This window comes from Algoriphagus sp. Y33 (genome assembly GCF_014838715.1).
Classification (GTDB): domain Bacteria; phylum Bacteroidota; class Bacteroidia; order Cytophagales; family Cyclobacteriaceae; genus Algoriphagus.
In genome coordinates this window covers 4490513-4513244 of the sequence record NZ_CP061947.1, presented here as the reverse complement: position 1 = coordinate 4513244, position 22732 = coordinate 4490513, and the positions used below count along the sequence as shown (strand labels likewise).

The following is a 22732-nucleotide window of genomic DNA, read 5'->3' as shown; positions in this document are numbered from 1 at the left end:
TTTTCGCAAATTCATTCTTATATCATAAAATGAAGGAAAATAAAAAAACGTACTGGAAAGGGCTTGAGCAGCTCAATAACGATCCAGAGTTTGTAAAGAACGCGGGCAGGGAATTTCCTGAGCTTCCTTCTACACTCAATGAAGAGGGTAGCGCTTCCAGAAGAGATTTTCTGAAAGTAATGGGATTCAGCTTGGCGGCAGCTTCGTTGGCGGCATGTGAGGCTCCTGTCAGAAAGATGATCCCCTACGTGAATAAACCGGTTGATATCAACCCGTCTATTCCCAATTATTACGCATCAAGTTATTTTTCCGGAGGAGAGTATGCTTCAGTGGTGGTGAAAACCCGCGAAGGCCGGCCAATTAAGGTCGATGGAAATACACTTTCTCCTGTTACCAAAGGGGGGACCAGTGCAATAGTAGAGGCTTCCGTCCTTTCCTTGTATGACAAAGAAAGGCTTTCCGGGCCATACGTGGCTGGTCAAAAATCTGATTGGGCTACACTGGACAAGGAAGTAGCGTCAAAATTAAAATCTGCGGGTACAGTTAAGCTAGTTACCAATACGATACTTTCTCCTTCTACAGAAAAAGCCATTCAGGCACTTTCCGATTCCTTGGGGGGCGTAGATATAGTGACTTACGATACTTCATCTGCTTATGGAATTACCAAAGCAAATGAAACTTACTATGGCAAATCGGTATTGCCAACGTACAAATTTGATCAGGCACAAACTATTGTCAGCTTTGGGGCTGATTTCTTGGGAACATGGATAGCTCCGATCGAATTCTCCAAACAGTATGTTGTGGGTAGAAAAGTGACGAAAGAAAAACCTGAAATGTCACGTCACTATCAGTTTGAGTCCAATTTGTCATTGACTGGAGCCAATGCGGATTACCGTACGCCTATCAAAGCTTCTCAAAGCGGATTGGCAGTTTTGGGACTCTATAATCTGCTGGCTAAAAAGGCCGGTGCAGCTTCAGTGTCTGCTCCTGCAGTAGAAGTTGCTAATCTTTCGAAAGCGGCTGAGGACCTTTGGGCTAAAAGAGGCAAATCACTTGTCATATCAGGATCCAATGATCCCAATATACAGATTGTGATCAATGCCATCAATGAATTATTGGGTAATACGGGGACTACTATTGATTTGGTAAAAACCAGTAACTACAAGAAAGGCGATGATCGGGCAATGAACCAATTCATTGCAGATTTGGCAGGAGGTAAAGTGGGAGGAGTGATATTCTACAACTGTAACCCTGTCTACGATCATCCTCAAGGTGAGGCTTTGGGACAAAATATTGCCAAGGCTAAAGTATCTGTAGCCACCGGCTTGACAATGGATGAAACGGCATCCTTGGTGCAATATGCGGCTCCGGATCATCATTACCTTGAATCATGGAATGATTTCAATCCTCAAGTAGGAGAATACAGCTTGTCTCAACCTGCTATTTCCCCACTTTTTGATACAAGACAGGCTCAGGAATCTTTCTTGAAATGGTCTGGCTCTTCTTCAAACTATTACGATTTCCTTCAGTCAAACTGGCAGGAATTTTTTGCCGGACAAACTGAAAGTGGAGATTTTCAGGAGTTTTGGGATAAGACTCTTTATAATGGGTTCTATTCTACTCCTGTAAATGCAGATGCACAGTTGACTGCAACAGGAGACATCAGTGCTGCAGCGACTGCAGTTAGCAAAAGTTATTCTGCTTCCGGTGAAGGAGCTGAGCTGGTTATTTATCAAAAGATCGGATTAGGAGACGGCACGTATGCCAACAACCCTTGGCTACAGGAAATGTCTGATCCTATCACCAAAGCTACTTGGGATAATTACCTTACCGTGTCACAAAAATGGGCTTCTGAAAACGGAGTCTCCATGAATGAGGAGAATACATCCAAAGCTTCAATCTCGGTAAACGGGAAATCTTTGATCGTGCCTATCCTAATACAGCCGGGACAAGCAGACGGGACATTTGGTCTGGCTGTAGGCTACGGTAGAACTAAAGCGGGCCGTGTAGGTAACGGTGTGGGCGTAAATGCATACAGCTTACTTGATATAACCAAGGGCTTTGTGAATGCAGACATTACTTCCGGCGTAGAAGTGCAGACTACCGGTGATTCGTATAAGATCGCCCGTACCCAGACTCACCAGACTTTCATGGGGCGTGAAAACGTCATCCAGGAAGCAACACTGGCGGACTATAAAGCAGATGCTTCTGCCGGACGATATCATCCCAAAATTTATAAAGACGGTGAATTTGTAAAACCTTCTAAAATATCTCTTTGGTCAGGGCACCAGTATTCCAATCATCACTGGGGACTTGCCATCGATATGAATTCATGCATCGGTTGTGGTGCCTGTACAGTAGCCTGTCAGGTAGAGAATAACGTAGCTGTAGTAGGTAAGCAGGAAGTGCTAAACAGAAGAGAAATGGCATGGATCAGAATAGATCGCTACTATTCTTCTGATGCCCCTGCAGATGACTTAAGTGGAATGGAAGTAGCTGCCCAGAACCCTGAGGTGACTTTCCAGCCGATGATGTGCCAGCAGTGTAACAATGCTCCTTGTGAGACAGTCTGCCCTGTAGCTGCTACTACCCACTCTTCTGAGGGACTTAACCAAATGACTTACAACAGATGTATTGGTACAAGATATTGTGCAAATAACTGTCCGTATAAAGTGCGTCGATTCAACTGGTTCAAATACCATGACAATAAAGACTTTGCAGGAGTAAACGTAGCTCAGAATGATGATTTGGGCAAAATGGTCTTGAATCCTGATGTGACTGTACGTGCTCGTGGGGTAATGGAAAAATGCTCTATGTGTGTGCAGAGAATACAAGCAGGTAAACTTGAAGCTAAGCGTGAAAAACGTAAAGTGAAGGATGGCGATATCAATGTGGCTTGTGCGGTAGCTTGTTCTACGGATGCATTGGTTTTTGGTGATTTGAACGATGCAAACAGCAAAGTTTCGAAAATGTTGAAAATCGAGGAGAACACTACTTCTGCCACTAAAGAAGTGAATGAAGAAAGAGCTTACCATGTACTGGAAGAGATCAATGTGAGTCCAAATATTTGGTATTTCACAAAAATCAGAAATAAAGACAAAAACGAAGCGTAATAAAAATTTATTAAACTATGCAGGTTACTTCATCCGTACGCGAGCCGTTAGTTACCGGGGGTAAATCCTACCATGATGTGACACATGATGTGTCACGCCATGTAGAAGCAAAACCAAATATCAGATGGTTTCTTGCTTTTCTTACTTCCGCCGGTGTTTTGGCTTTAGGATCTATAGCTGTTATTGCCACCGTTTGGGAAGGCATTGGTATGTGGGGTCTTAACAAAACCGTAGGCTGGGCTTGGGATATCACCAACTTCGTTTGGTGGGTAGGTATCGGCCACGCAGGTACACTTATCTCAGCTGTATTATTACTCTTCAGACAGAAATGGAGAACATCCATTAACAGGGCTGCAGAAGCGATGACTATTTTTGCTGTTATCTGTGCTGCGATGTTCCCTGTACTTCACATGGGGCGTCCATGGTTAGGAGCTTATTGGGCACTTCCACTTCCGAACGTTTTTGGATCTCTTTGGGTAAACTTTAATTCCCCACTTCTTTGGGATGTGTTTGCGATTTCGACTTACTTCTCTGTATCTCTAGTGTTCTGGTACATTGGTTTGATTCCCGATTTCGCTACCATCAGAGATAGAGCTACAGGTTTGAGGAAAATTATTTATGGTGCACTTTCATTTGGATGGGATGGCGCAGCAAAATCCTGGAGCAGATATGAATCCGTTTCTTTGATTTTAGCCGGTTTGGCTACCCCTCTCGTACTTTCTGTGCACACGATTGTATCCTTTGACTTTGCTACATCAGTAATACCAGGTTGGCATACCACAATTTTCCCACCATATTTTGTAGCCGGAGCGATTTTCTCTGGCTTTGCGATGGTGTTGACACTGATGATTATTACCAGAAAAGTGTATAAACTGGAAGATTACATTACTATGGGGCACATTGAGTTGATGAATATTGTAATTATCATCACCGGCTCTATCGTAGGCATCGCATACATTACTGAATTCTTTATCGCTTGGTATTCAGGTGTGGAGGCAGAGCAATATGCATTTATAAATCGTGCTACAGGCCCTTATTGGTGGGCATACTGGTCAATGATGACCTGTAATGTGATTTCTCCCCAGCTATTCTGGTTCAAGAAAATCCGTACTTCCGTCGTTGCTACCTTTGCTTTGTCCATCGTAGTGAACATTGGGATGTGGTTTGAACGATTTGTGATTATCGTGACGTCTCTTCATAGAGATTACCTTCCTTCCTCATGGGCGATGTTCTATCCGAGCTGGACTGATGTGGGAGTTTACCTATTTACCTTTGGTTTGTTCTTCACCCTATTCTTCTTGTTTGCCAAATTCTTCCCGGTAATCAACATGGCTGAAGTAAAATCTGTATTGAAGTCTTCATCTGATAAAGTGAATAAATAATCATGGAAAGAGATACACATTTTGTTACGGGAGTTTATGAAGATGAAGATGTACTGCTTGCTGCAATCACGCAGGTAAAATCTTCAGGAATTAAAATCCATGAAGTTTACTCACCGTACCCTGTTCACGGTATAGATGATTACCTAGGCTACAAAAGAAGTAAATTGCCGATTGCGGCCTTCTTGTTTGGCTTGCTTGGAACTACTTTGGCTTTGACCATGCAGTTTTATATGATGCGGTTTGACTGGCCAATGATCATTGGTGGTAAAGATTTTGCCGCTTTCCCTGATTTTATTCCCGTTACCTTCGAACTGACTGTTTTGTTGGCATCATTTGGAATGGTAGGAGTCTTTATGGTAAGCACTAATCTGAAGCCATGGGCTCAGCCTAGAATATTTGATTTGAGAATTACTGATGATAAGCACGTGATGGCAATAGATATAGCGAATAACTCGGCTATTGAGCTGGCGAAGATCGAAGAGATATTGAAATCTTCAGGAGCATCAGAGGTTAATAAAAAAAGTTTTGAATAGTAAATCCGGAAAAATGAAGATTGCTAAAACACTAAGTATTTTAGGGATTGCAGTGGCAGGGATTGCCCTAGCAGGCTGTAGAGCCGGAGGAGAGAATCAAGGCTTGGAATTTGCTCCTCAGATGTACCACTCGGTAGCCTATGAACCTTTGACTCAGATCGTGGATTCTGAAACAAAAGGTAACATAATCTCCACCAGAGAAGATGGAAAGGGTGAATATTTCAACAGTAATATCAACAACCCTCATAATATGAATATGAGAGAGCCTGTAGCAAATACGGTTCCTAGAAATAAGCAGGGCTATTTACCGTACAGATACAAAGCTTTCGAAGTAGAAGAAGCCGGAGCCGCGGTGAAAAATCCGATTGAACTCTCGGATGGAGTATTGGAAGAGGGTAAGAGACTTTTCGGTCTTTACTGTACTCCATGCCACGGATCAGGGGGAACAGGTGACGGTAAAGTGGGGGAAATTATCGGTGGTGTGGCCAACCTTACAGGCGGTGCATATACCGGTCTTTCTGAAGGACATATTTACCATGTGATCACTAAAGGTAAAGGAAGAATGGGAGCTCATGCTTCTCAAATCACTCCGGAAAACAGATGGAAGATTGTTCACTATGTGAAGCAGGATCTTCAAGGCGGTCAGAATGCTGATAATGCAGTAGCAGTGGCAGAAGCGGACCAAGATGTTACACAAGTAGAAACTCCAGCTAATTAATTATGGCTCACGACGTACAACACTATAATCTGGATCAAAAATTTGATTTCTCCGCAGCGACCAAAAAAGCCATTTTTATGGTTTTGGGAATCGGTGCAGCATTACTGGTTCTTGGTATTGTAATGGCTATCTTTGGTGGTGGTCATCATGAAGCTGCTGAGGCAGAAGGACACGCATTTCATTGGTACCAGCGCCTATACGCTAACCTCTGGATCAATAACGTGTATTTTACAGGTATTGCAATCATTGGAGTATTCTTCTTTGCTATTCAATATGCCGCTCAGGCAGGTTGGTCTTCAGCGATCATTCGTGTGATGCTTTCTTTAGGCAACTGGCTTCCAATTGCCGGTGTATTAATGATCGTTACATTCTTCGTAGCAAATCATAGTCTTTTCCATTGGACACATGCTTACTTGTTTGATACTGCTTCTCCGGAATATGACAGTATCATAGACGGCAAAGGAGCTTTCTTTTACTGGCCTATGGCTAAAGGAACTTTCCCTGTGTTTTACATCTTGAGGATGGTTTTGTTCTTTGGATTTTGGGTGTTCTTTTTCAAGAAATTCCAAAGCTTTACCTATAATGAAGACCTTATCGGCGGCACCTCTTCTTGGTATAAAATCAGAAGCTGGTCAGCGTTTTTCTTGATCTTCTTTGCAGTATCATCTTCCATCTCCGCATGGGATTGGGTAATGTCAATTGACACGCACTGGTTCTCCACGCTATTTGGATGGTATGTATTCTCTTCCTGGTTTGTTGCCGGTCTTTCCACCATTACCCTGATCACAATTTTCCTAAAGAGTCAAGGATTACTGGAAATGGTAAATGAGAATCATGTTCATGACTTGGGTAAGTTTATATTTGGTTTCACTATCTTCTGGACTTATTTATGGTTCTCCCAGTTTTTGTTGATTTATTACGCCAACATACCTGAAGAAACAGTATACTTCATCGAAAGATTGTCCAGTGATATCTATGGTCCGTTTATCTTTGTGAATCTGGGAATGAATTTCGTCTTGCCGTTCTTTTTGTTGATGACTAGAGATTCAAAGAGACATGGAGTATTCTTGAAACTAGTTTGTGCTTTGATCATTGCCGGTCATTGGGTGGATTTCTTCCTAATGGTTCAGCCCGGTACTTTGGGGCATAACGGAGGCGTTGGATTTATGGAAGTTGGGATGTTCTTAGTATATGGAGCAGCCTTTACATTTGTAGTTCTTTCCGGATTGGCAAAAGGGAACCTAGTTCCTAAAAATCATCCTATGCTTGAAGAAAGCTATCATCATCACATTTAATAACAGCCGAAATAATTAAGGTATGTACGGATTTCTGATTGGAGTAGGGGTTCTTTTGATATTTTCCATAATATGGATGGTATATAGAATCCAAACGTTGGTCTCTGTGGTAAAAGGATCTGATAAAAAGATCGCTTCAGGGAGTAATAAGGTAAATGCAATTTTGTTTATAGTTTTCTTGGTAGGTGCCAGCATATTGATGTTTTGGTATTCTATCAAAGAGTTTGACAATTATCAATTGCCGATTGCATCTGAGCACGGTGTGGTTACCGATTCTTTGTTTTGGTGGACAATGGCTATCACGGGGATAGTATTTTTGATTACTCATGTGTTACTATTCATATTCCCTTATAAGTATCAGTATAGTGAAAAGCGAAAGGCAGATTTCTATCCTGATAATAATAAACTTGAGATTATCTGGACTATAGTTCCTGCCGTAGTACTTGCAGGATTGGTAATTTCCGGATGGGTAGCTTGGTCGGATATCACCGCTCCGGCACCGGAGAATGCGCACACTGTGGAAATCATGGGGTACCAATTTGCATGGGAGATTAGATATCCAGGCAAAGACAAAGTATTGGGAGATTATGATTATAGACTGATCACCGCTACTAATGCCCAGGGAATAGATTTCACTGATAAAAATGCTCTTGATGATTTTTCATCTCCTGTTGTAGTAATCCCTAAAGGAGAGCCTGTTCTTTTCAAAATCAGAGCAAGAGATGTACTCCATTCTGTTTTTGCTCCGCACATGAGATTGAAAATGGATGCTGTTCCTGGAATGCCTACCCGTTTTTGGTTTGTACCTACTAAGACTACAGCTGAAATGAGAGAGGAGACAGGAAACCCTGAATTTAATTATGAGATCGCTTGTACAGAAATCTGTGGAAATGGACATTTCTCCATGCGACGAGTTATTGAAGTAGTAGAGCCTGAGGCGTATCAGAAGTGGTTTGCTGAGCAGAAGTCTTTTATTCAGATGAATCCGTCCCTAGCGGATGGTCTTTCTTCGGAGACTAAAGAGCTTGCGGAAATTCAATTAAGCGAAAAGTAACAAACAAAATTATAGATTATGTCTACAGCATCTGTCGCAAATCATGACGCAGCACACGATCATCATGACCATGAGCACCATGATAATTTTGTAACAAAATATATTTTCTCTCTAGATCACAAGATGATCGCAAAGCAGTATCTGGTTACGGGTATGTTTTGGGCTCTGCTTGGAGGCTTTCTTTCGATCCTTTTTAGATTGCAATTAGGCTTTCCTGAGATGGATATGTCTTTCCTCCGCCCAATTCTAGGTGGTTGGATCGATGAGACCGGACATTTAGATCCTACATTCTACCTTGCATTGGTTACCATGCACGGTACCATCATGGTATTCTTTGTATTGACTGCCGGACTGAGTGGTACCTTTTCCAATTTCCTTATTCCATTGCAAATCGGTGCAAGAGATATGGCATCGGGTTTTATGAACATGCTATCTTACTGGTTATTTTTCCTTTCCGGTGTTATCATGTTTATATCTCTGTTCCTTAAGACTGGCCCTGCTTCAGGTGGTTGGGTAGTGTATCCTCCTCTGTCGGCTTTGGAGCAGGCAATTCCCGGTTCCGGACTGGGGATGACCCTGTGGTTGATAGCGATGACCTTCTTTATCGCCTCATCTCTTATGGGAGGGATAAACTACATCACCACGGTAATCAACCTTAGAACAAAAGGGATGTCTTTCTCAAAGCTTCCTTTGACGATTTGGGCTTTCTTCTTGACAGCAGTAATCGGTTTATTGTCATTCCCTGTATTATTTGCGGCAGCATTACTATTGGTATTTGATAGAAGCTTCGGTACGTCCTTTTACCTTTCTGATATTTACATCGGTGGGGAAGCACTTCCGAATACAGGAGGTAGCCCAGTTCTCTATCAGCATTTATTCTGGTTCTTGGGACACCCTGAAGTGTATATTGTATTGCTTCCCGCATTGGGGATTACCTCTGAAGTAATAGCTACCAATTCGAGAAAACCGATTTTTGGATACAAAGCAATGATTATCTCATTGTTGGGTATTACTGTACTTTCCTTTGTTGTTTGGGCTCACCATATGTTCGTGTCAGGTATGAATCCATTCCTTGGATCGATATTCATGTTCTTGACCTTGATCATTGCAGTACCATCTGCGGTAAAAGTCTTTAATTATTTGACAACCCTGTGGAGAGGTAATTTGATTTTTACTCCCGGGATGTTGTTCTCCATAGGGTTGGTATCTTTCTTTATCTCAGGTGGATTGACAGGTATTTTCCTAGGGAATTCTGCTATTGATATTCAACTTCATGATACTTACTTTGTAGTAGCCCATTTTCACTTGGTGATGGGATCTGCTTCTTTCTTTGGTATGATTGCCGGTGTTTACCATTGGTTCCCTAAGATGTTTGGAAGAATGATGGATGCCAAGTTGGGTTATATTCACTTTTGGATCACCTTTGTAGGGGTATACATGGTGTTCTTCCCTATGCACTACATCGGTATCGCCGGCTTCCCTAGAAGATATTATACTTGGACAAACTTTGATTTTGCCAATATGTATACTGATTTGAACATGTTTGTATCGGTTGCTGCGATTGTCACCTTCTCTGCACAGTTCATCTTCTTGTTCAACTTCTTCTACTCTATGTATAGAGGCAGAAAGGCAACTCAGAATCCATGGAGATCTAACACGCTAGAGTGGACTACACCAATTGAACCAGGACATGGCAACTGGCCAGGCGAAATTCCTTCTGTTTACAGGTGGCCTTATGATTACTCTAAACCGGGTGCTGAAGAGGATTTCATTCCTCAGACAGTTCCTCTTTCCGCAACTCCTGAGTCTAATCTTCCACATGAACAAGAATTGGTGAAAGTGGAACTGGAAATCATGAAGGAAGAAGAGGAAGTCTTGGTTTCAAATGGAACAAGCCACTAACAACTCACTGAATAGCTTTCGCCGTGTGAGTTTAATCACGGTGATAGCTGTTTATTTGCTGATTCTTATCGGTGGGATAGTGAGAAGTTCCGGTTCTGGAATGGGCTGTCCTGATTGGCCGAAATGTTTTGGTGCGGTGATCCCTCCCACTAGTGTAGATCAGCTCCCCGCAAATTATCAGGAGATTTATCTAAATAAAAGATTGGCCAAGAACGAACGGTTCGTGGCAACACTTGAAAAACTGGGATTCTCAGAAAAGGCTGAGGAAATAGCGAATGACAAATCTATTCTTATTGAGGAAGAGTTTAATCCAGTGAAAACCTGGATAGAATACCTCAATCGATTGGCTGGCGTAGTGATTGGCCTGTTGATTGTTCTTACCGTTTGGAAATCATTTTCGCTCGGAAAGGCTGATCGATGGATACCTATCTTATCTGTTTTCAATCTTATTCTAGTCATTTTCATTGGATGGATTGGGTCTATTGTAGTATCTACTAATTTGCTGCACTGGATGATTACTTTCCATATGATGTTGGCTTTACTATTAGTTTCTCTTCTGATCTATGTCTATCACAGATCCGGTAGATTGATCAAAGGTAAAGGCCTGAAAATTGATGTCCCGAGACGAATAGAACTGATTTTGCTGATTGGTACTATTTTGATGTTAATTCAAATCGTTTTAGGAACACAAGTTCGTGAGCAAATTGATATTATTTCCTCTTCACTTGGAGATATGCTAAGGGATGAGTGGATAGGTCGTATAGGTATAGAATTCTTGATACACCGATCCTTTTCTATAGCTCTGCTGGGAATTCATGTAGTGTATTTCTTTTGGGCATTTAAGTATACCCTGAGAAAATCTCAAGTTAATCTTTGGTCTCAGGTCTTAATGATTTTGATTATACTGGAAATAGCGACAGGAATGGGTATGGCATACTTCGGTATTCCTGCATTTCTTCAGCCTATCCATCTCTTATTAGGTTCTTTGACTATCGGTGTGCAAGTCATTTTGCTGCTGGAGATTAGAGAGCAAATTCAGTTTCGATTAAATACAAATTGATCATGAGGACAGTTGAAGTAACTGACCATATTAGTAGTTTAGTAGTTGGCAAGATCAAAGCTTACGCTGAGTTGATAAAATTAAGGCTTTCTGCTTTAGTTACTTTCTCTGCCGTATTTGGCTATATTCTTGGCGATCGGGGAGTAAGTTTTGGTTGGTCTGGCTTTATTGGACTTGCTCTTGGCGGATTCTTAATCAGTGGTGCTTCCTGTGCGGCAAACGAAATCCTAGAGCGTGATTTGGATAAGCTGATGAAGCGTACCCAGAATCGTCCGCTTCCATTAAAACTTATTTCACTTCAGGAAGCACTTTGGGTTACTTCCCTTGTTTCTATTCTTGGTGTTGGCTTGCTTTGGTATTTTACCAATCCGATGACCACTTGGTTGGGGATTTTAAGCATGGTCCTCTATGTATTTGTCTATACTCCTTTGAAAAGAATAGGGCCAATAGCAGTATTTGTCGGTGCTATTCCCGGTGCTTTGCCTCCGCTTTTGGGTTGGACGGCTGCTACGGGTTCTATCAGCCATGAAGCCTTGATTATTTTCGGGATTCAATTCATCTGGCAGTTTCCCCACTTTTGGGCTATTGCTTGGGTGGGAGATGAAGATTATAAAGCAGCCGGGTTCAAACTATTACCAAGTGGTGGCGGCAAAGACCTAAACACTGCAATTCAAATAATGATTTATACACTATTCCTTTTGCCTCTGGGTTTGCTTCCAAGTTATTTTGGACTTACCGGAATGACATCAGGTGTTGTGGCTACAGTATGTGGAGTTTTATTTCTTGCCCAGACATTTTCATTGATGAAAGATTGTTCTCGCAAATCCGCATTACGAATTATGTTTGGATCATTTTTATACCTACCCATCGTACAGATTGCTTACTTATTGGATAAATTACCATAACGACCGATGGAAAAGGAATTAAAATATGTAGATATAGTAGATCAGCCGATTTCAATGCATCCTAAGAAGTTTGCGTTATGGTTGTTCTTAGTGACTGTTGTAATGATTTTTGCGGCGCTTACCAGTGCATATATCGTGAGGCAATCAGAAGGTAATTGGTTGGAGTATGATCTTCCGGCGATCTTTTGGTACACTTCAGGGATAGTAATTGTAAGTAGTATTTGTCTTCAGTATGCCTATTCAGCTGCTAAAAAAGATAATTTAGTAGGTGTGCGGGCTGGCCTTAGCCTAGCTGTGTTATTTGGGGTTGCATTCCTTGTGGGGCAGTGGTATAGCTGGGTTGCGCTGGTGGATGAAAATGTGTTTTTCGTAGGGAATCCTTCGGGATCGTTTCTCTATGTATTCACGGGATTGCATGCCGTTCACTTGATCAGCGGTGTGATATTTCTGATTATTGTATTAATTTCGACCTATACTTATAAAGTACATTCTAAGTCGCTTGATACACTTGAGATGGCTACTACTTATTGGCATTTTCTTGCTGCTCTGTGGTTATATCTCTTCATGTTTTTGCTTTTGAATCATTAAAATAAACCAAGTACAAATCAATATCTTATGTCTGCGCATTCTACTGCTATAGGAGTAAGCCCGAAAAGAGGCGTCTGGGGAGGTGGTAACGAACCTCTAAAAGCCAGTTATGGAAAACTCATGATGTGGTTTTTCCTTCTTTCGGATATCTTTACTTTTGCCGCTTTTTTGATTACCTACATCGCGATTCGTGTCAGTTATCCATCTTATGCCGGACCTGCCACCGATTTTGTGGGTTCTAACGAATATTGGCCTATACCTGAATTGGTATTTGATGCTATACCATTTGTTCACGGAGGCCATTTTCCGTTGATATTTGTTGGTATTATGACTTTTATCTTGATCGCCAGTTCTGTGACTATGGTGCTGGCTGTAGAAGCAGGACATAGAAATGATAGAAATGATGTGGTAAAATGGATGCTCTGGACACTTCTGGGTGGGATTACCTTCTTGAGCTGTCAGGCGTGGGAATGGAGTCACTTCATCCATGGTTCTGACACTGGTGTTGTTCTTACTTATATCAACAACCTAAACCAAAATGTGACAGAAACTGTGCATGGTGCCAATTTGTTGGTGAACGAATACGGTCCTGCGTCTTTTGCAAACCTGTTCTTCTTCATTACCGGATTTCATGGTTTCCATGTTACGATCGGTGTAGTACTTCTGTTTATGGTGTTTTACCAAGCAGCAGTTGGGGTTTACGATAGAAGAGGTCACTACGAAATGGTGGAAAAAGTCGGTTTGTATTGGCACTTTGTTGACCTGGTTTGGGTCTTTGTATTTACATTATTCTACCTGATCTAAGCTATAACTATTAGTATTATGGATATTCAAGAAAATAAATCAACACTTAACGTTGTACCTAGGAACAACGTTAAGATTAAGAAAATCTGGAAGACTGCGCTTATTTTGCTATTGATCACAGCAGCGGAATTTGCAATGGCCTTCACCATGCCTAGAGGAATACTTCTTTATGTATTGTTTATGGCTTTGACTATTTGGAAAGCTAAGTATATCATGATGGAATTCATGCACTTGGGTGATGAAGTGAAGCCATTGATCTATTCTATCCTAGTGCCGATTGTATTCTTGTTCTGGCTAATCATAGTGTTAGTTAAAGAAGGCTCAGATATATTTTCGCTACGCTGGTTTTAATCAGAAATTCTAAAAGTGTATGAAAAAAGAAGGTTGAAGTGAGACACTTTAACCTTCTTTTTTGTTAAACCGCTATTATGAGAAGTTTAAGAATATTGCAGGGGTTAGTGCTGGTCTGTATCCTGCTGGTGCCTATATTGATTTTCCTGTTTCTCAAAGGCTTTGGCAGCAACAGTTATGATATTCCTGTTTATTTTGAAAAAGGTGTTGACAACCCTTTCAAGGAATGCCCAATAGCGGACACCACCCAACATTACATTCCTGAGTTTTCTTTTACCAATCAGGTAGGAGAGAAGGTAGGCAGAGGGGATATGGAAGGTAAGATCACTATAGTGGACTTTTTCTTTACTTCATGCCCAAGTATCTGTCCCAAAATGTCTGCGGAAATGGAACGTGTAAACGACATGTTTAGGAGCTATGATCAAGTTCGGATTATGTCTATCAGCATTGATCCTACGTATGATACCCCGGAAATACTTAAGGAATACGCAGATAAACATAATGCCGAAGCCGGGAAGTGGGATTTCTTGACGGGTGGAATACAGGAAACTTATGATCTTGCCAAATGCGGTTTTATCATCCCTACTGTAGATGGTTTGGGAGTTCCTGATGATTTTGTTCACAGCGATAAGTTCATGCTTATTGATGAGCTGGGACGGATAAGAGGGTATTATAGTGGGACATCACGCGAAGATGTGGATTTATTGATGTTAGAGACAAAAGTGTTAATGCATGCAGGCGAAGAAAAATAGTTTGATGGAAAATGAGGGAAGGGTGAAGGGGTGGATTATTGCAATTTCTGTAATCATCCCGGTAGTAGTGGCTGTGCTTATATTCATGCCGTCTAAAATCGATTTGGGTGTAGAGTGGGTTTATTTTCTTCCTCATTTGAATGCCGTAATTAATTCTGCTGCCACTGTAGCTTTGATCATGGGGCTTCTTTTCATCAAAAGGGGAAACATTCCCTTACATCGAGCTTCGATGACAGTAGCGTTTGGTTTGGGATCCATATTCTTGATTTCTTATGTAGTATATCATGCAGCAGCTGATAGCACGTCTTTCGGTGGTGAAGGAATGATTCGGAGCATTTATTACTTCTTGTTGCTCACACATATCGTTTTGGCAGCTGTGGCGCTTTTTCCAATCCTGTTTGCATATTATTATGGATATACAGACCAGCGTGAGAAGCATAGAAAAGTTGTTAGATTTGCATACCCGATATGGCTTTATGTAACTGTCACTGGAGTGATAGTTTACCTGATGATCAGTCCTTATTATGTACATTAAAAACCTGCGTTCTGGATAAACCGTAGGAAATAGCATGAAATCGAGCAGGTGGTATACGAGCACACTGAGGAATGATTATCCGTAATGCGAGATTCTCCCGAGAATCGAGACGTGCTATCCTGTATCCTTCGTCACCGGACAGATAGTATCCTTTAAATCCAAATTGTAATCAGATGAAAAAAGCTTTCAAAATAGGGTTCTTGACTTTCTTATCTTTTGTGTTTCACACAGCATGCTTTGCTCAGTGTGCTATGTGCAGGGCATCCGTGGAAAACAATGTAAGCAATGGAGATACGAGTATTGGGGCAGGGTTGAATCTGGGGATTATGTATCTTTTTGTCATGCCCTATCTTATAGCTATGGTTCTTGGCTTTTTCTGGTATCGAAATGCTAAAAAAAGGAAGGCGAAAATAGCCTTTCATTAAAGGAATAGAAGAGCAAAGTTTGATCAACGACTTTGCTTTTTTTATTTTACATATAAATGAAGCATGATTCTCGTAGTCTGATCATTTTGATCAGTGTTTTCTCTCTTCTTGCGGTATTGGTTTTGAATTTCTTTTTTTTTCAGAAAAGTGATCAAGCGACCTATTTGCAAGCTTTGCAGGATCGTGTGCAAGCGGTGGATAAGGAATTTGATGAGGATTTCATTCAGGTTCTAATGGATGTCAGACCAGACGATACCTTGAGTTTTGGACAGATAAGTACCCCTGCCCACAAGCACCCTTTTTTTATATTAAATACGGAAAAGGAATTGCTGTTCTGGTCAGATTTTACCTTAACCCTTGATTTTTCTCAAGTTGATCTTGCTAAAGAATACCAACTACTGGAAGATCCCTATGGTACACTTTTGCTTAAGGTTCGTAAAATCAAAAGGAATGGGGCCGATTATGTAATGCTTCATGTACTTCGGCTGATTTGGCCCGGAAATATTGAAAACAATTACCTGATCACAGGACCAAATCCAACTGTATTTGGAAATGGACGATTTGAGCTTTTTTCAAATCCCGATGAAGCAACATCTGTTGTAAGAAATCCTGCTGGCATCCCGCTTTTTGGAATCAATTTCCTTTTTGGCTACAGTCCGGCAGGAAGGGTTGTTAATCCGGCTATTCTTATATTCTTTACCTCTGTTTTTCTGCTTTATTTTCTATTGAGCTCGGATTTCGTGTTGAGTAAGTGGAAAGCCGGAAGAAGGTGGCAGGCAATTGGCTATGCAATTTTTGTGCTTGGAGCATTTAGGATGATGATGTTGCTGCTGGATTTTCCGGGCAACTACCTTAATTTGGCATTATTTGACTCTGCCAATTATGCATCATCGTGGTTCAATCCGAGTTTGGGAGATTTGCTGATTAATACGTTGTGTGGTGTACTTCTCCTGGCAATGGTGATCTATCAGATGTCATCCAGGATCATGCATGAGAAAATCAAAGTTCTCAAATCACAAAATGAATTTTTGGTCTTTTTATTTTTCTCACTTGTGCTAAGCACTATTGGAGTCTATATGGTATGGTCTCTGCCGAGGGATTTGATGACTAATTCCCAGTGGGCCTTGGACATCAGTTCCATTCCTTCCTTCGATTGGTTTAAGGGGATAAGTTTTTTTCTGCTGTTTCTTTGGGGAGCAATTTATGTGCTGATCTCGCTGACAATGTTCAGTTTACTCTTGGAAATTAACCGAAGTAAAAAAGTTTATTACAAATGGATGGCAATTATTGGATTGCCCATAGGTGCTGTACTGTTCTTCTTATCAGTTTGGGATGGAGTGGCTTGGTTTGTTCATCTAGGTTTTCTGGTTACCATTGTCCGTCTCGAACTTTTCAAAAATGCCTTTAAACTTGGGCTGGATACGTTCTTAACCTTCTTTTTTGCCTGTTTGGTGACAGCAGTTATTGGAGGGATTAGCACTTTTCAGACAGAAAAAAGTGAATTGATTCAGTCCAAAATCCGCTTCGCTAACCAAAACCTCATCGAAAGTGATGTGATGACTGAGTTTTTTTTGGGGGAGATTTTTACTCGTATCAAAAGTGATTTGTTTATTCAAAATAGGATAGCTGACCCACTTTTCTCCAAAGAACCAATTGAAACAAAAATCAGGAGGATTTATTTGGATAATTACTTCGACCAATTTGAAGTTAAAGTCCGTATTTTCTCATCTTCAGGACAGCAGATATTGGGGTCTTCGGATTCGGAGAGTCTCAAGGATATCCAATTGGAGTACATCAAAAGTGATTATGCTACAAGTGTGAAGGATTTATATTTTATACGTGGCAATGAATCGAATAGCGGAAATCGATTTGTAGCTTTTGTGCCGATGAGCAGAGAAGGTTCATCATTGGGAACAGTTTTTCTTGAGCTTCGGCAGTTGAGGGTACAACCTACAAGCGTCTATCCCAAATTGCTGTTGGATAAAAAATATAACGACAAGCTGGATCCGGTACTTTATGATTATGCCATTTTCAAAGACTCAGAGTTTATTAGAAATTCTGGATCGTTTAATTATCTGAGTAAGGATTTCGAACAGGTTTTAACTCGAAAAGTATTGGTCACGGAGGGTGTTAGGCAAAGTGGTTATCACCATTTTGGGATAGAAAATGGTGATGAACTGATCATTGTGTCATCCAGAAATATATCGTTGGCTCACTTTTTAGGGAATATTTCCCTCTTCTTTGTGCTTTTTGTGATCATGACTTTCTTGACCATCCTGATCAATACCCTGATCACAGGAGTCAAGAATTTTGAATTCAATTATTCCACAAAGCTTCAGCTTTATCTGAATTTCGCTTTCTTCTTTCCTATTCTCATAATCAGTATTATCACAATAGGTCTACTTGCAAATAGCTACCGTGATGATCTTGACAGGCAATATATCCAAAAGGCTGCATTGATAAGAGGAAATCTGGGAAGCTTTCTCAATAATCAGAAACCCGAAGTCGTGGATAGTGATCAACTCAATGAAGAGGTGAATGAATTGGCCAATACTACTGCCAGTGATATCCATGTATATAGCTCTGAAGGCAAGTTAGAATCTACCAACCGCCCGAATATTTTTGACAAGAAAATTTTAGCCCCTCTGATCAATCCCAAGGCGATTGCTGAGATTCAGGAGATGGGACAAAGTCAGTATTTAGCTGATGAGCAAATCGGGAAGTTAAGGTATAAGACAGTTTATCTGTCCATTCCAGCCGTAGCAAAACAGGAAAATCTGGGGATTTTGGCCGTGCCGTTTTTCGAGTCAGAGACGGAATTGAATACACTGATTGCCGATGTGTTGAGCAATATTTTCAACACATTTGTGGTGATTTTTATCCTCTTTTTGTTTGTTTCTTATTTTGTGTCAACCAATCTTACTTTTCCGTTCAAATTGCTTACGCAAAAGTTAAAAGTTACAAATCTGGAAAATAATGAACCTATGCACTGGGGGTCCAAGGATGAAATTGGCCTGTTGGTAAATGAGTACAACAACATGCTTTTCAAGCTGGAAAATAGTAAAAAAGTGCTGGCTTCTACTGAGAAGGAATCTGCATGGCGTGAAATGGCAAAGCAAGTAGCGCATGAAATCAAGAATCCGCTAACACCAATGAAGCTGACGCTACAGCATCTGATCCGACTGCAAGATGCAGGCGGGTTAGACGATGCCGAGAAGTTGAAAAGATCACTGGAAACCCTGATTCATCAAGTAGATGCCTTAAGCGGGATTGCTTCCTCTTTTTCCACATTTGCGAAAATGCCTCTTCCAAATAATGAGCTGATCAATTTCAAATCAGTGCTGAACAAAGTTTTGGAGTTGTTCAGTGGTGATCCACAGGTGGAATTGATTTTTCAGGACGATTCTTTTACCCATAATATCCCAATTATGGGAGATGATAAGCTTTTCGGCAGAGTGATCTCAAACCTGATCATCAATGGAGTCCAAGCTGTGGAGCCCGGAGTGAAACCTAAGATCAGGATATGGCTTTGGATGACGGATCAAGCAGTTTTTCTTGAGATTACGGATAATGGCAAAGGCATATCAGATGAATTGAAGGATAAGATTTTCATTCCTAATTTCTCAACCAAATCTACCGGATCGGGCTTAGGATTGGCCATTGCAAAAAGTGGTGTAGAGACTGCTGGAGGCAAGATCTGGTTTGAAACTAAACTGGGGAAAGGCACCACATTCTATCTTACCTTTCCATTGATAGCTTAATTCATCTTTTTAGTACCTTCAACTCAAAAGGTATTTCGGAGTGAACATGCGTATTTGGCTACTTTTCTGGATTTTAGTACTGGGATTTTTTACTTCGGTAAGGGCTCAGGAAAAATGTCGGTGGGTAGAAATGGAAGTATTCTCCAATCCTATGGTTCCGGATTCACTCTCTTTACAGGAAGAAACTATCAGAATCACGGATAGAAGTGGGAAAACCTATAATTTCAACTATTACTTAAGTTCTAATACGCTTGAGGTGTTTTTTGAAAATGATGTCAAGCCAGACTCACTTTTAGTATGTTATCAAACTTTTTCTATTCGCTTTGATAAGCCGGTCGCCCGTAGAACGTTGCTGACGGATTATGATTCTACAGCCCGTTTTAAAGACGGAAGAACGGCTGAATTGCCAGGGTTTGATTTTCGTGAGGAGCTTTTCCCGACTACAAATCTGTACAGATCCGGAAGTCTTACACGGGGGATATCCTTTGGGAATACACAGAATGTATTTGTAAACTCGTCACTAAACCTACAACTAGAAGGTGATATTTCGGATAATCTCAAGATCAGGGCAAGTATAACAGATCAAAATGTGCCTTTTCAGCCAGAAGGAAATACCCAACAGATCCAAGACTTTGACAATGTATTGATCGAACTTTACAACAATGATTTCAGCTTGGCTGCGGGAGATGTAGTCTTGCAGCAAAGGCGGTCTGAGTTTTTGCGCTACTATAAGAATGTGCAGGGACTGCAGTTTACATCCAATTACAAACCGTACGAAAATTGGACGGCAAGTTCACAGGCTTTTGCTTCCATTGCCAAGGGGAAATTTGCATCCATTCAACTCCCGATTATGGAAGGTGTTTTGGGCCCGTATCGAATTAATGGCCCGAATAATGAGCGATTTGTGATCATTATGGCGAATTCAGAGCGTGTGTTTTTGGACGGAAAGCAACTTAAGCGCGGATTTAATGAAGATTACGTGATTGATTATAACCAAGCAGAAATCACGTTTACGCCTAAAGTTCTGATCACTCAATATTCTCGGGTTCGTGTGGATTTTGAATATGCAGAGCGGAATTATTCCCGATCCATCATCGGTGCAAACCACACCCAGACCAATGGTAAAGTGGATGTGTATTTGAATTATTACCAAGAGAAGGATAATAGAAACAGACCCTTGTTTACAGATTTTTCACAGGAAGAGTTAGGGCTTTTGGCTTCCGTGGGCGATAGTTCGGAGTTGGCAAGAATTCCCAGGATAGATAGCGTTGCTTTCGATCAGAATAGAATTTTATATGAAAAAATTCTTGGGTTTGACGAGTTTGGAAATCAATTGATTTACTATCAATATTCCACTGACCCTGAGAAAGCTCATTATGAGTTGGGGTTTTCTCAAGTTGGAGCAGGACAAGGTGATTACCGTCGATCCAACCAGTTATCCAATGGGACGCTTTACGAATATATTCCGCGATTGGATGGACAGCCGCAAGGCAGCTATTCGATTTTATCCCAGCTTCCTCTTCCCGACAGTAAACGGATGGTCACGGCGGGGACTAGAGTCAAACTTAATGATTACGAGAATATTTATTCTGAACTGGCGCTTTCTGCAGTAGACAATAATCTCTTCTCGGAGTTGGGTGATGATGACAATCAGGGGATGGGGATGAAGGTAGGATTGCAAAGCGAGGGGCGTGGATCTTCGCTTTTCAAAGGCTATACCATGAAGGGGCTGACAGAATATGAATACAACTCTACTAATTTCAATTTCATAGATCGATTCAGATATGTGGAATTTGACAGAGATTGGGGGGTGGGTCAGACAGCTTTGCAAAATCCGGCTGCTGAGCAATTTTTTCGTGCCGGAGTTGGTTTGGACAAGGACGCACTCAATCGCTTTGACTATCTTTTTTACTTAAGAAACAGAGAAAATGTGCTCAATGGCACGCAGCATTCCGCCAATTGGAACTTACAGTTGGGATCCAAAATCCGTCTACGGCAGGAGTTTTTTAGACTGAATTCCAAGCAAGATTCGCTCACTTCAGACTGGACACGGTACTTGGGTGATGTGAGTTTTGCTTCTAAAATAGTTGTTCCCGGTTATCAATTCTCCGTGGATCAAAATGCCTTTCGAATTGCCGAAACGGATTCTGTTCTTAGCACTGCCATGAATTTCAAACAGCATTTACTTTATTTGCGCAGCAGCGATTCCCTGAGGTATTCCTTTTTGGTAGATGCAGCTTGGCGGGAAGATAAAGCTCCCTTTGCAGGGCAATTGCTAAAGGATACCCGTGCATTTACTTCCAATTTCACCTTTCGAAAGCAATGGACGCAACACAGTCTGAGTAGTACCTTCACTTATCGGGAGCTGGAATATTTGCAGCGGGATTTACCTTCTGAACTTACCGTCATGGGAAAACTTGATTATCACGGAAGTTTGGGCAAAAATCTCATCCGGAATGAAGTCTCTTATGCAATCGGAAATGGTCGTGAGTTGCAGCGTGAGTTTGTCTTTTTGCCTGCTCCGAATGGAGACGGCACACACACGTGGCGTGATGATAACGGCGATGGTATACAGCAGCTCAATGAATTTTATCTGGCGATCAATCCAGAGGAAAAGCAGTACATTAAGATTTTTGTTCCCACTGACACCTATATCCAGGCATACACGAGTATTTTGAATTATCGAATTCAGGCGAAATTTCCTGAATCTTGGAAAGAAATTTCTGGCTTCCGATCCTTTTTACACAAATTTTCCAATACGACCAGTTTGAGCGTAGAGAAAAAAATAACTTCTGATGATTTTGGAGATCGAATCAATCCTTTTGTTGGCGGAGGGGATAGGGAAGATATTTTGTCACTTCGCCAAGTGATTCGGTCTAGTTTCTTTTTTAACCGGGCATCTGCGAAATACGGATTTGATCTAACTTTCTTTGATTCTCAGTTTAAGCAATTGCTGTCAGGCGGCTTTGAGGATTTGATTCAAAAAGATTGGAAGTTGAATACGCGCTATAATTTCAGCGGACAGACGACACTTAGGGTTTTGGCCGGTACAGGTGATAGACTTTCTGCTTCAGATTTTCTGGACAACAGGAATTACACAATCTCTCAGAATCAAATTGGACCGGAATTTTCTTGGCAGCCCACGCCTTATTTCAGGGCCACGGCGATGTATAATTTTACAGGCAAAATAAATACTGCAAATGTGGAATATAAAGAAAAAGCCCACTTACATCAGGTGGGGATGGATCTTCGGTTTGCTAGGGCAGTGAAAACTACGTTGACGGGTAATCTCAAACTGATTCAAATCGACTACAATGGAGTTGACAACTCTCCTGTGGGCTATGAAATGCTTCAGGCACTGACTAGTGGGACTAATGTGACTTGGAACGTAAACTGGCTTCAAAAAATAGGAGAAGGCTTACAGCTTAATCTGGTATATGAAGGAAGGAATTCTCAGGGGTTGGACCGTATTGTCCATGTGGGGAGAATGCAAGTTTCGGCACTGTTTTGATAAATTAATGTAACTTTGCGAAAGCTAGATAGTTGTCATACTA

The 22732-nt window shown here is 41.2% G+C and carries 17 protein-coding genes; all 17 read left to right on the top strand.

Translation table 11 applies throughout. The annotated features are described in order from the left end of the window. Positions 1 to 29 precede the first annotated feature (29 nt). Complete coding sequence (locus ID165_RS18175) at positions 30 to 3113, top strand: TAT-variant-translocated molybdopterin oxidoreductase (protein ID WP_192346721.1); 3084 nt, start codon at positions 30 to 32, stop codon at positions 3111 to 3113. A gap of 17 nt (positions 3114 to 3130) precedes the next feature. Continuing rightward, positions 3131 to 4495 carry an NrfD/PsrC family molybdoenzyme membrane anchor subunit gene (gene nrfD / locus ID165_RS18170; protein WP_192346719.1) on the top strand — a complete coding sequence of 455 codons (1365 nt, stop codon included), beginning with the start codon at positions 3131 to 3133 and terminating at the stop codon, positions 4493 to 4495. A 2-nt stretch (positions 4496 to 4497) separates the two neighbouring features. Further along, entirely contained in the window at positions 4498 to 5028 is a 531-nt protein-coding gene (locus ID165_RS18165) for a DUF3341 domain-containing protein (protein ID WP_192346717.1), read from the top strand. A gap of 13 nt (positions 5029 to 5041) precedes the next feature. Beyond that, complete coding sequence (locus ID165_RS18160; protein WP_192346715.1) at positions 5042 to 5746, top strand: cytochrome c; 705 nt, start codon at positions 5042 to 5044, stop codon at positions 5744 to 5746. Between the two features lie 2 nt (positions 5747 to 5748). Beyond that, complete coding sequence (locus ID165_RS18155) at positions 5749 to 7041, top strand: quinol:cytochrome C oxidoreductase (RefSeq protein ID WP_192346713.1); 1293 nt, start codon at positions 5749 to 5751, stop codon at positions 7039 to 7041. 22 nt (positions 7042 to 7063) lie between these two features. Continuing rightward, positions 7064 to 8095 (top strand): cytochrome c oxidase subunit II, encoded by a 1032-nt coding sequence (locus tag ID165_RS18150; RefSeq protein ID WP_192346711.1) that lies wholly within the window; start codon positions 7064 to 7066, stop codon positions 8093 to 8095. Between the two features lie 18 nt (positions 8096 to 8113). Further along, positions 8114 to 9997 carry a cbb3-type cytochrome c oxidase subunit I gene (locus ID165_RS18145; protein WP_192346709.1) on the top strand — a complete coding sequence of 628 codons (1884 nt, stop codon included), beginning with the start codon at positions 8114 to 8116 and terminating at the stop codon, positions 9995 to 9997. Beyond that, positions 9981 to 11057 carry a heme A synthase gene (locus ID165_RS18140; RefSeq protein ID WP_192346707.1) on the top strand — a complete coding sequence of 359 codons (1077 nt, stop codon included), beginning with the start codon at positions 9981 to 9983 and terminating at the stop codon, positions 11055 to 11057. Before ID165_RS18145 ends, ID165_RS18140 begins: the two co-directional genes overlap by 17 nt. 2 nt (positions 11058 to 11059) lie before the next feature. Continuing rightward, entirely contained in the window at positions 11060 to 11962 is a 903-nt protein-coding gene (cyoE, locus tag ID165_RS18135) for a heme o synthase (RefSeq protein WP_192346704.1), read from the top strand. Between the two features lie 6 nt (positions 11963 to 11968). Continuing rightward, the gene (locus tag ID165_RS18130) at positions 11969 to 12550 is read left to right on the top strand and encodes a cytochrome c oxidase subunit 3 (RefSeq protein ID WP_192346702.1); all 582 of its coding nucleotides are present in this window, start codon (positions 11969 to 11971) and stop codon (positions 12548 to 12550) included. Positions 12551 to 12577: 27 nt separating this feature from the next. Then, complete coding sequence (locus ID165_RS18125; protein WP_192346700.1) at positions 12578 to 13354, top strand: cytochrome c oxidase subunit 3; 777 nt, start codon at positions 12578 to 12580, stop codon at positions 13352 to 13354. 18 nt (positions 13355 to 13372) lie between these two features. After that, on the top strand, positions 13373 to 13705 hold the full coding sequence (locus tag ID165_RS18120) for a cytochrome C oxidase subunit IV family protein (RefSeq protein WP_192346698.1): 333 nt from the start codon (positions 13373 to 13375) through the stop codon (positions 13703 to 13705). Positions 13706 to 13782: 77 nt separating this feature from the next. Continuing rightward, complete coding sequence (locus tag ID165_RS18115; RefSeq protein WP_192346696.1) at positions 13783 to 14457, top strand: SCO family protein; 675 nt, start codon at positions 13783 to 13785, stop codon at positions 14455 to 14457. Between the two features lie 4 nt (positions 14458 to 14461). Next, on the top strand, positions 14462 to 14992 hold the full coding sequence (locus tag ID165_RS18110) for a DUF420 domain-containing protein (protein ID WP_192351658.1): 531 nt from the start codon (positions 14462 to 14464) through the stop codon (positions 14990 to 14992). 173 nt (positions 14993 to 15165) lie between these two features. Further along, positions 15166 to 15417, top strand: a complete 252-nt coding sequence (locus ID165_RS18105; RefSeq protein WP_192346694.1) for a hypothetical protein — start codon at positions 15166 to 15168, stop codon at positions 15415 to 15417. 56 nt (positions 15418 to 15473) lie between these two features. Then, positions 15474 to 19178: a HAMP domain-containing sensor histidine kinase gene (locus ID165_RS18100; RefSeq protein ID WP_192346692.1), complete on the top strand. Its 3705-nt coding sequence runs from the start codon at positions 15474 to 15476 to the stop codon at positions 19176 to 19178. A 130-nt stretch (positions 19179 to 19308) separates the two neighbouring features. Next, complete coding sequence (locus tag ID165_RS18095; RefSeq protein ID WP_225586825.1) at positions 19309 to 22689, top strand: hypothetical protein; 3381 nt, start codon at positions 19309 to 19311, stop codon at positions 22687 to 22689. The last annotated feature ends 43 nt before the right edge of the window (positions 22690 to 22732 follow it).

Excerpts from the sequence above, each read along its gene's own strand:
- ID165_RS18175 (WP_192346721.1), top strand. The coding sequence starts at position 30 with ATGAAGGAAAATAAAAAAACGTACTGGAAAGGGCTTGAGCAGCTCAAT.
- nrfD (WP_192346719.1), top strand. The coding sequence starts at position 3,131 with ATGCAGGTTACTTCATCCGTACGCGAGCCGTTAGTTACCGGGGGTAAA.
- ID165_RS18165 (WP_192346717.1), top strand. The coding sequence starts at position 4,498 with ATGGAAAGAGATACACATTTTGTTACGGGAGTTTATGAAGATGAAGAT.
- ID165_RS18160 (WP_192346715.1), top strand. The coding sequence starts at position 5,042 with ATGAAGATTGCTAAAACACTAAGTATTTTAGGGATTGCAGTGGCAGGG.
- ID165_RS18155 (WP_192346713.1), top strand. The coding sequence starts at position 5,749 with ATGGCTCACGACGTACAACACTATAATCTGGATCAAAAATTTGATTTC.
- ID165_RS18150 (WP_192346711.1), top strand. The coding sequence starts at position 7,064 with ATGTACGGATTTCTGATTGGAGTAGGGGTTCTTTTGATATTTTCCATA.
- ID165_RS18145 (WP_192346709.1), top strand. The coding sequence starts at position 8,114 with ATGTCTACAGCATCTGTCGCAAATCATGACGCAGCACACGATCATCAT.
- ID165_RS18140 (WP_192346707.1), top strand. The coding sequence starts at position 9,981 with ATGGAACAAGCCACTAACAACTCACTGAATAGCTTTCGCCGTGTGAGT.
- cyoE (WP_192346704.1), top strand. The coding sequence starts at position 11,060 with ATGAGGACAGTTGAAGTAACTGACCATATTAGTAGTTTAGTAGTTGGC.
- ID165_RS18130 (WP_192346702.1), top strand. The coding sequence starts at position 11,969 with ATGGAAAAGGAATTAAAATATGTAGATATAGTAGATCAGCCGATTTCA.
- ID165_RS18125 (WP_192346700.1), top strand. The coding sequence starts at position 12,578 with ATGTCTGCGCATTCTACTGCTATAGGAGTAAGCCCGAAAAGAGGCGTC.
- ID165_RS18120 (WP_192346698.1), top strand. The coding sequence starts at position 13,373 with ATGGATATTCAAGAAAATAAATCAACACTTAACGTTGTACCTAGGAAC.
- ID165_RS18115 (WP_192346696.1), top strand. The coding sequence starts at position 13,783 with ATGAGAAGTTTAAGAATATTGCAGGGGTTAGTGCTGGTCTGTATCCTG.
- ID165_RS18110 (WP_192351658.1), top strand. The coding sequence starts at position 14,462 with ATGGAAAATGAGGGAAGGGTGAAGGGGTGGATTATTGCAATTTCTGTA.
- ID165_RS18105 (WP_192346694.1), top strand. The coding sequence starts at position 15,166 with ATGAAAAAAGCTTTCAAAATAGGGTTCTTGACTTTCTTATCTTTTGTG.
- ID165_RS18100 (WP_192346692.1), top strand. The coding sequence starts at position 15,474 with ATGAAGCATGATTCTCGTAGTCTGATCATTTTGATCAGTGTTTTCTCT.
- ID165_RS18095 (WP_225586825.1), top strand. The coding sequence starts at position 19,309 with ATGGAAGTATTCTCCAATCCTATGGTTCCGGATTCACTCTCTTTACAG.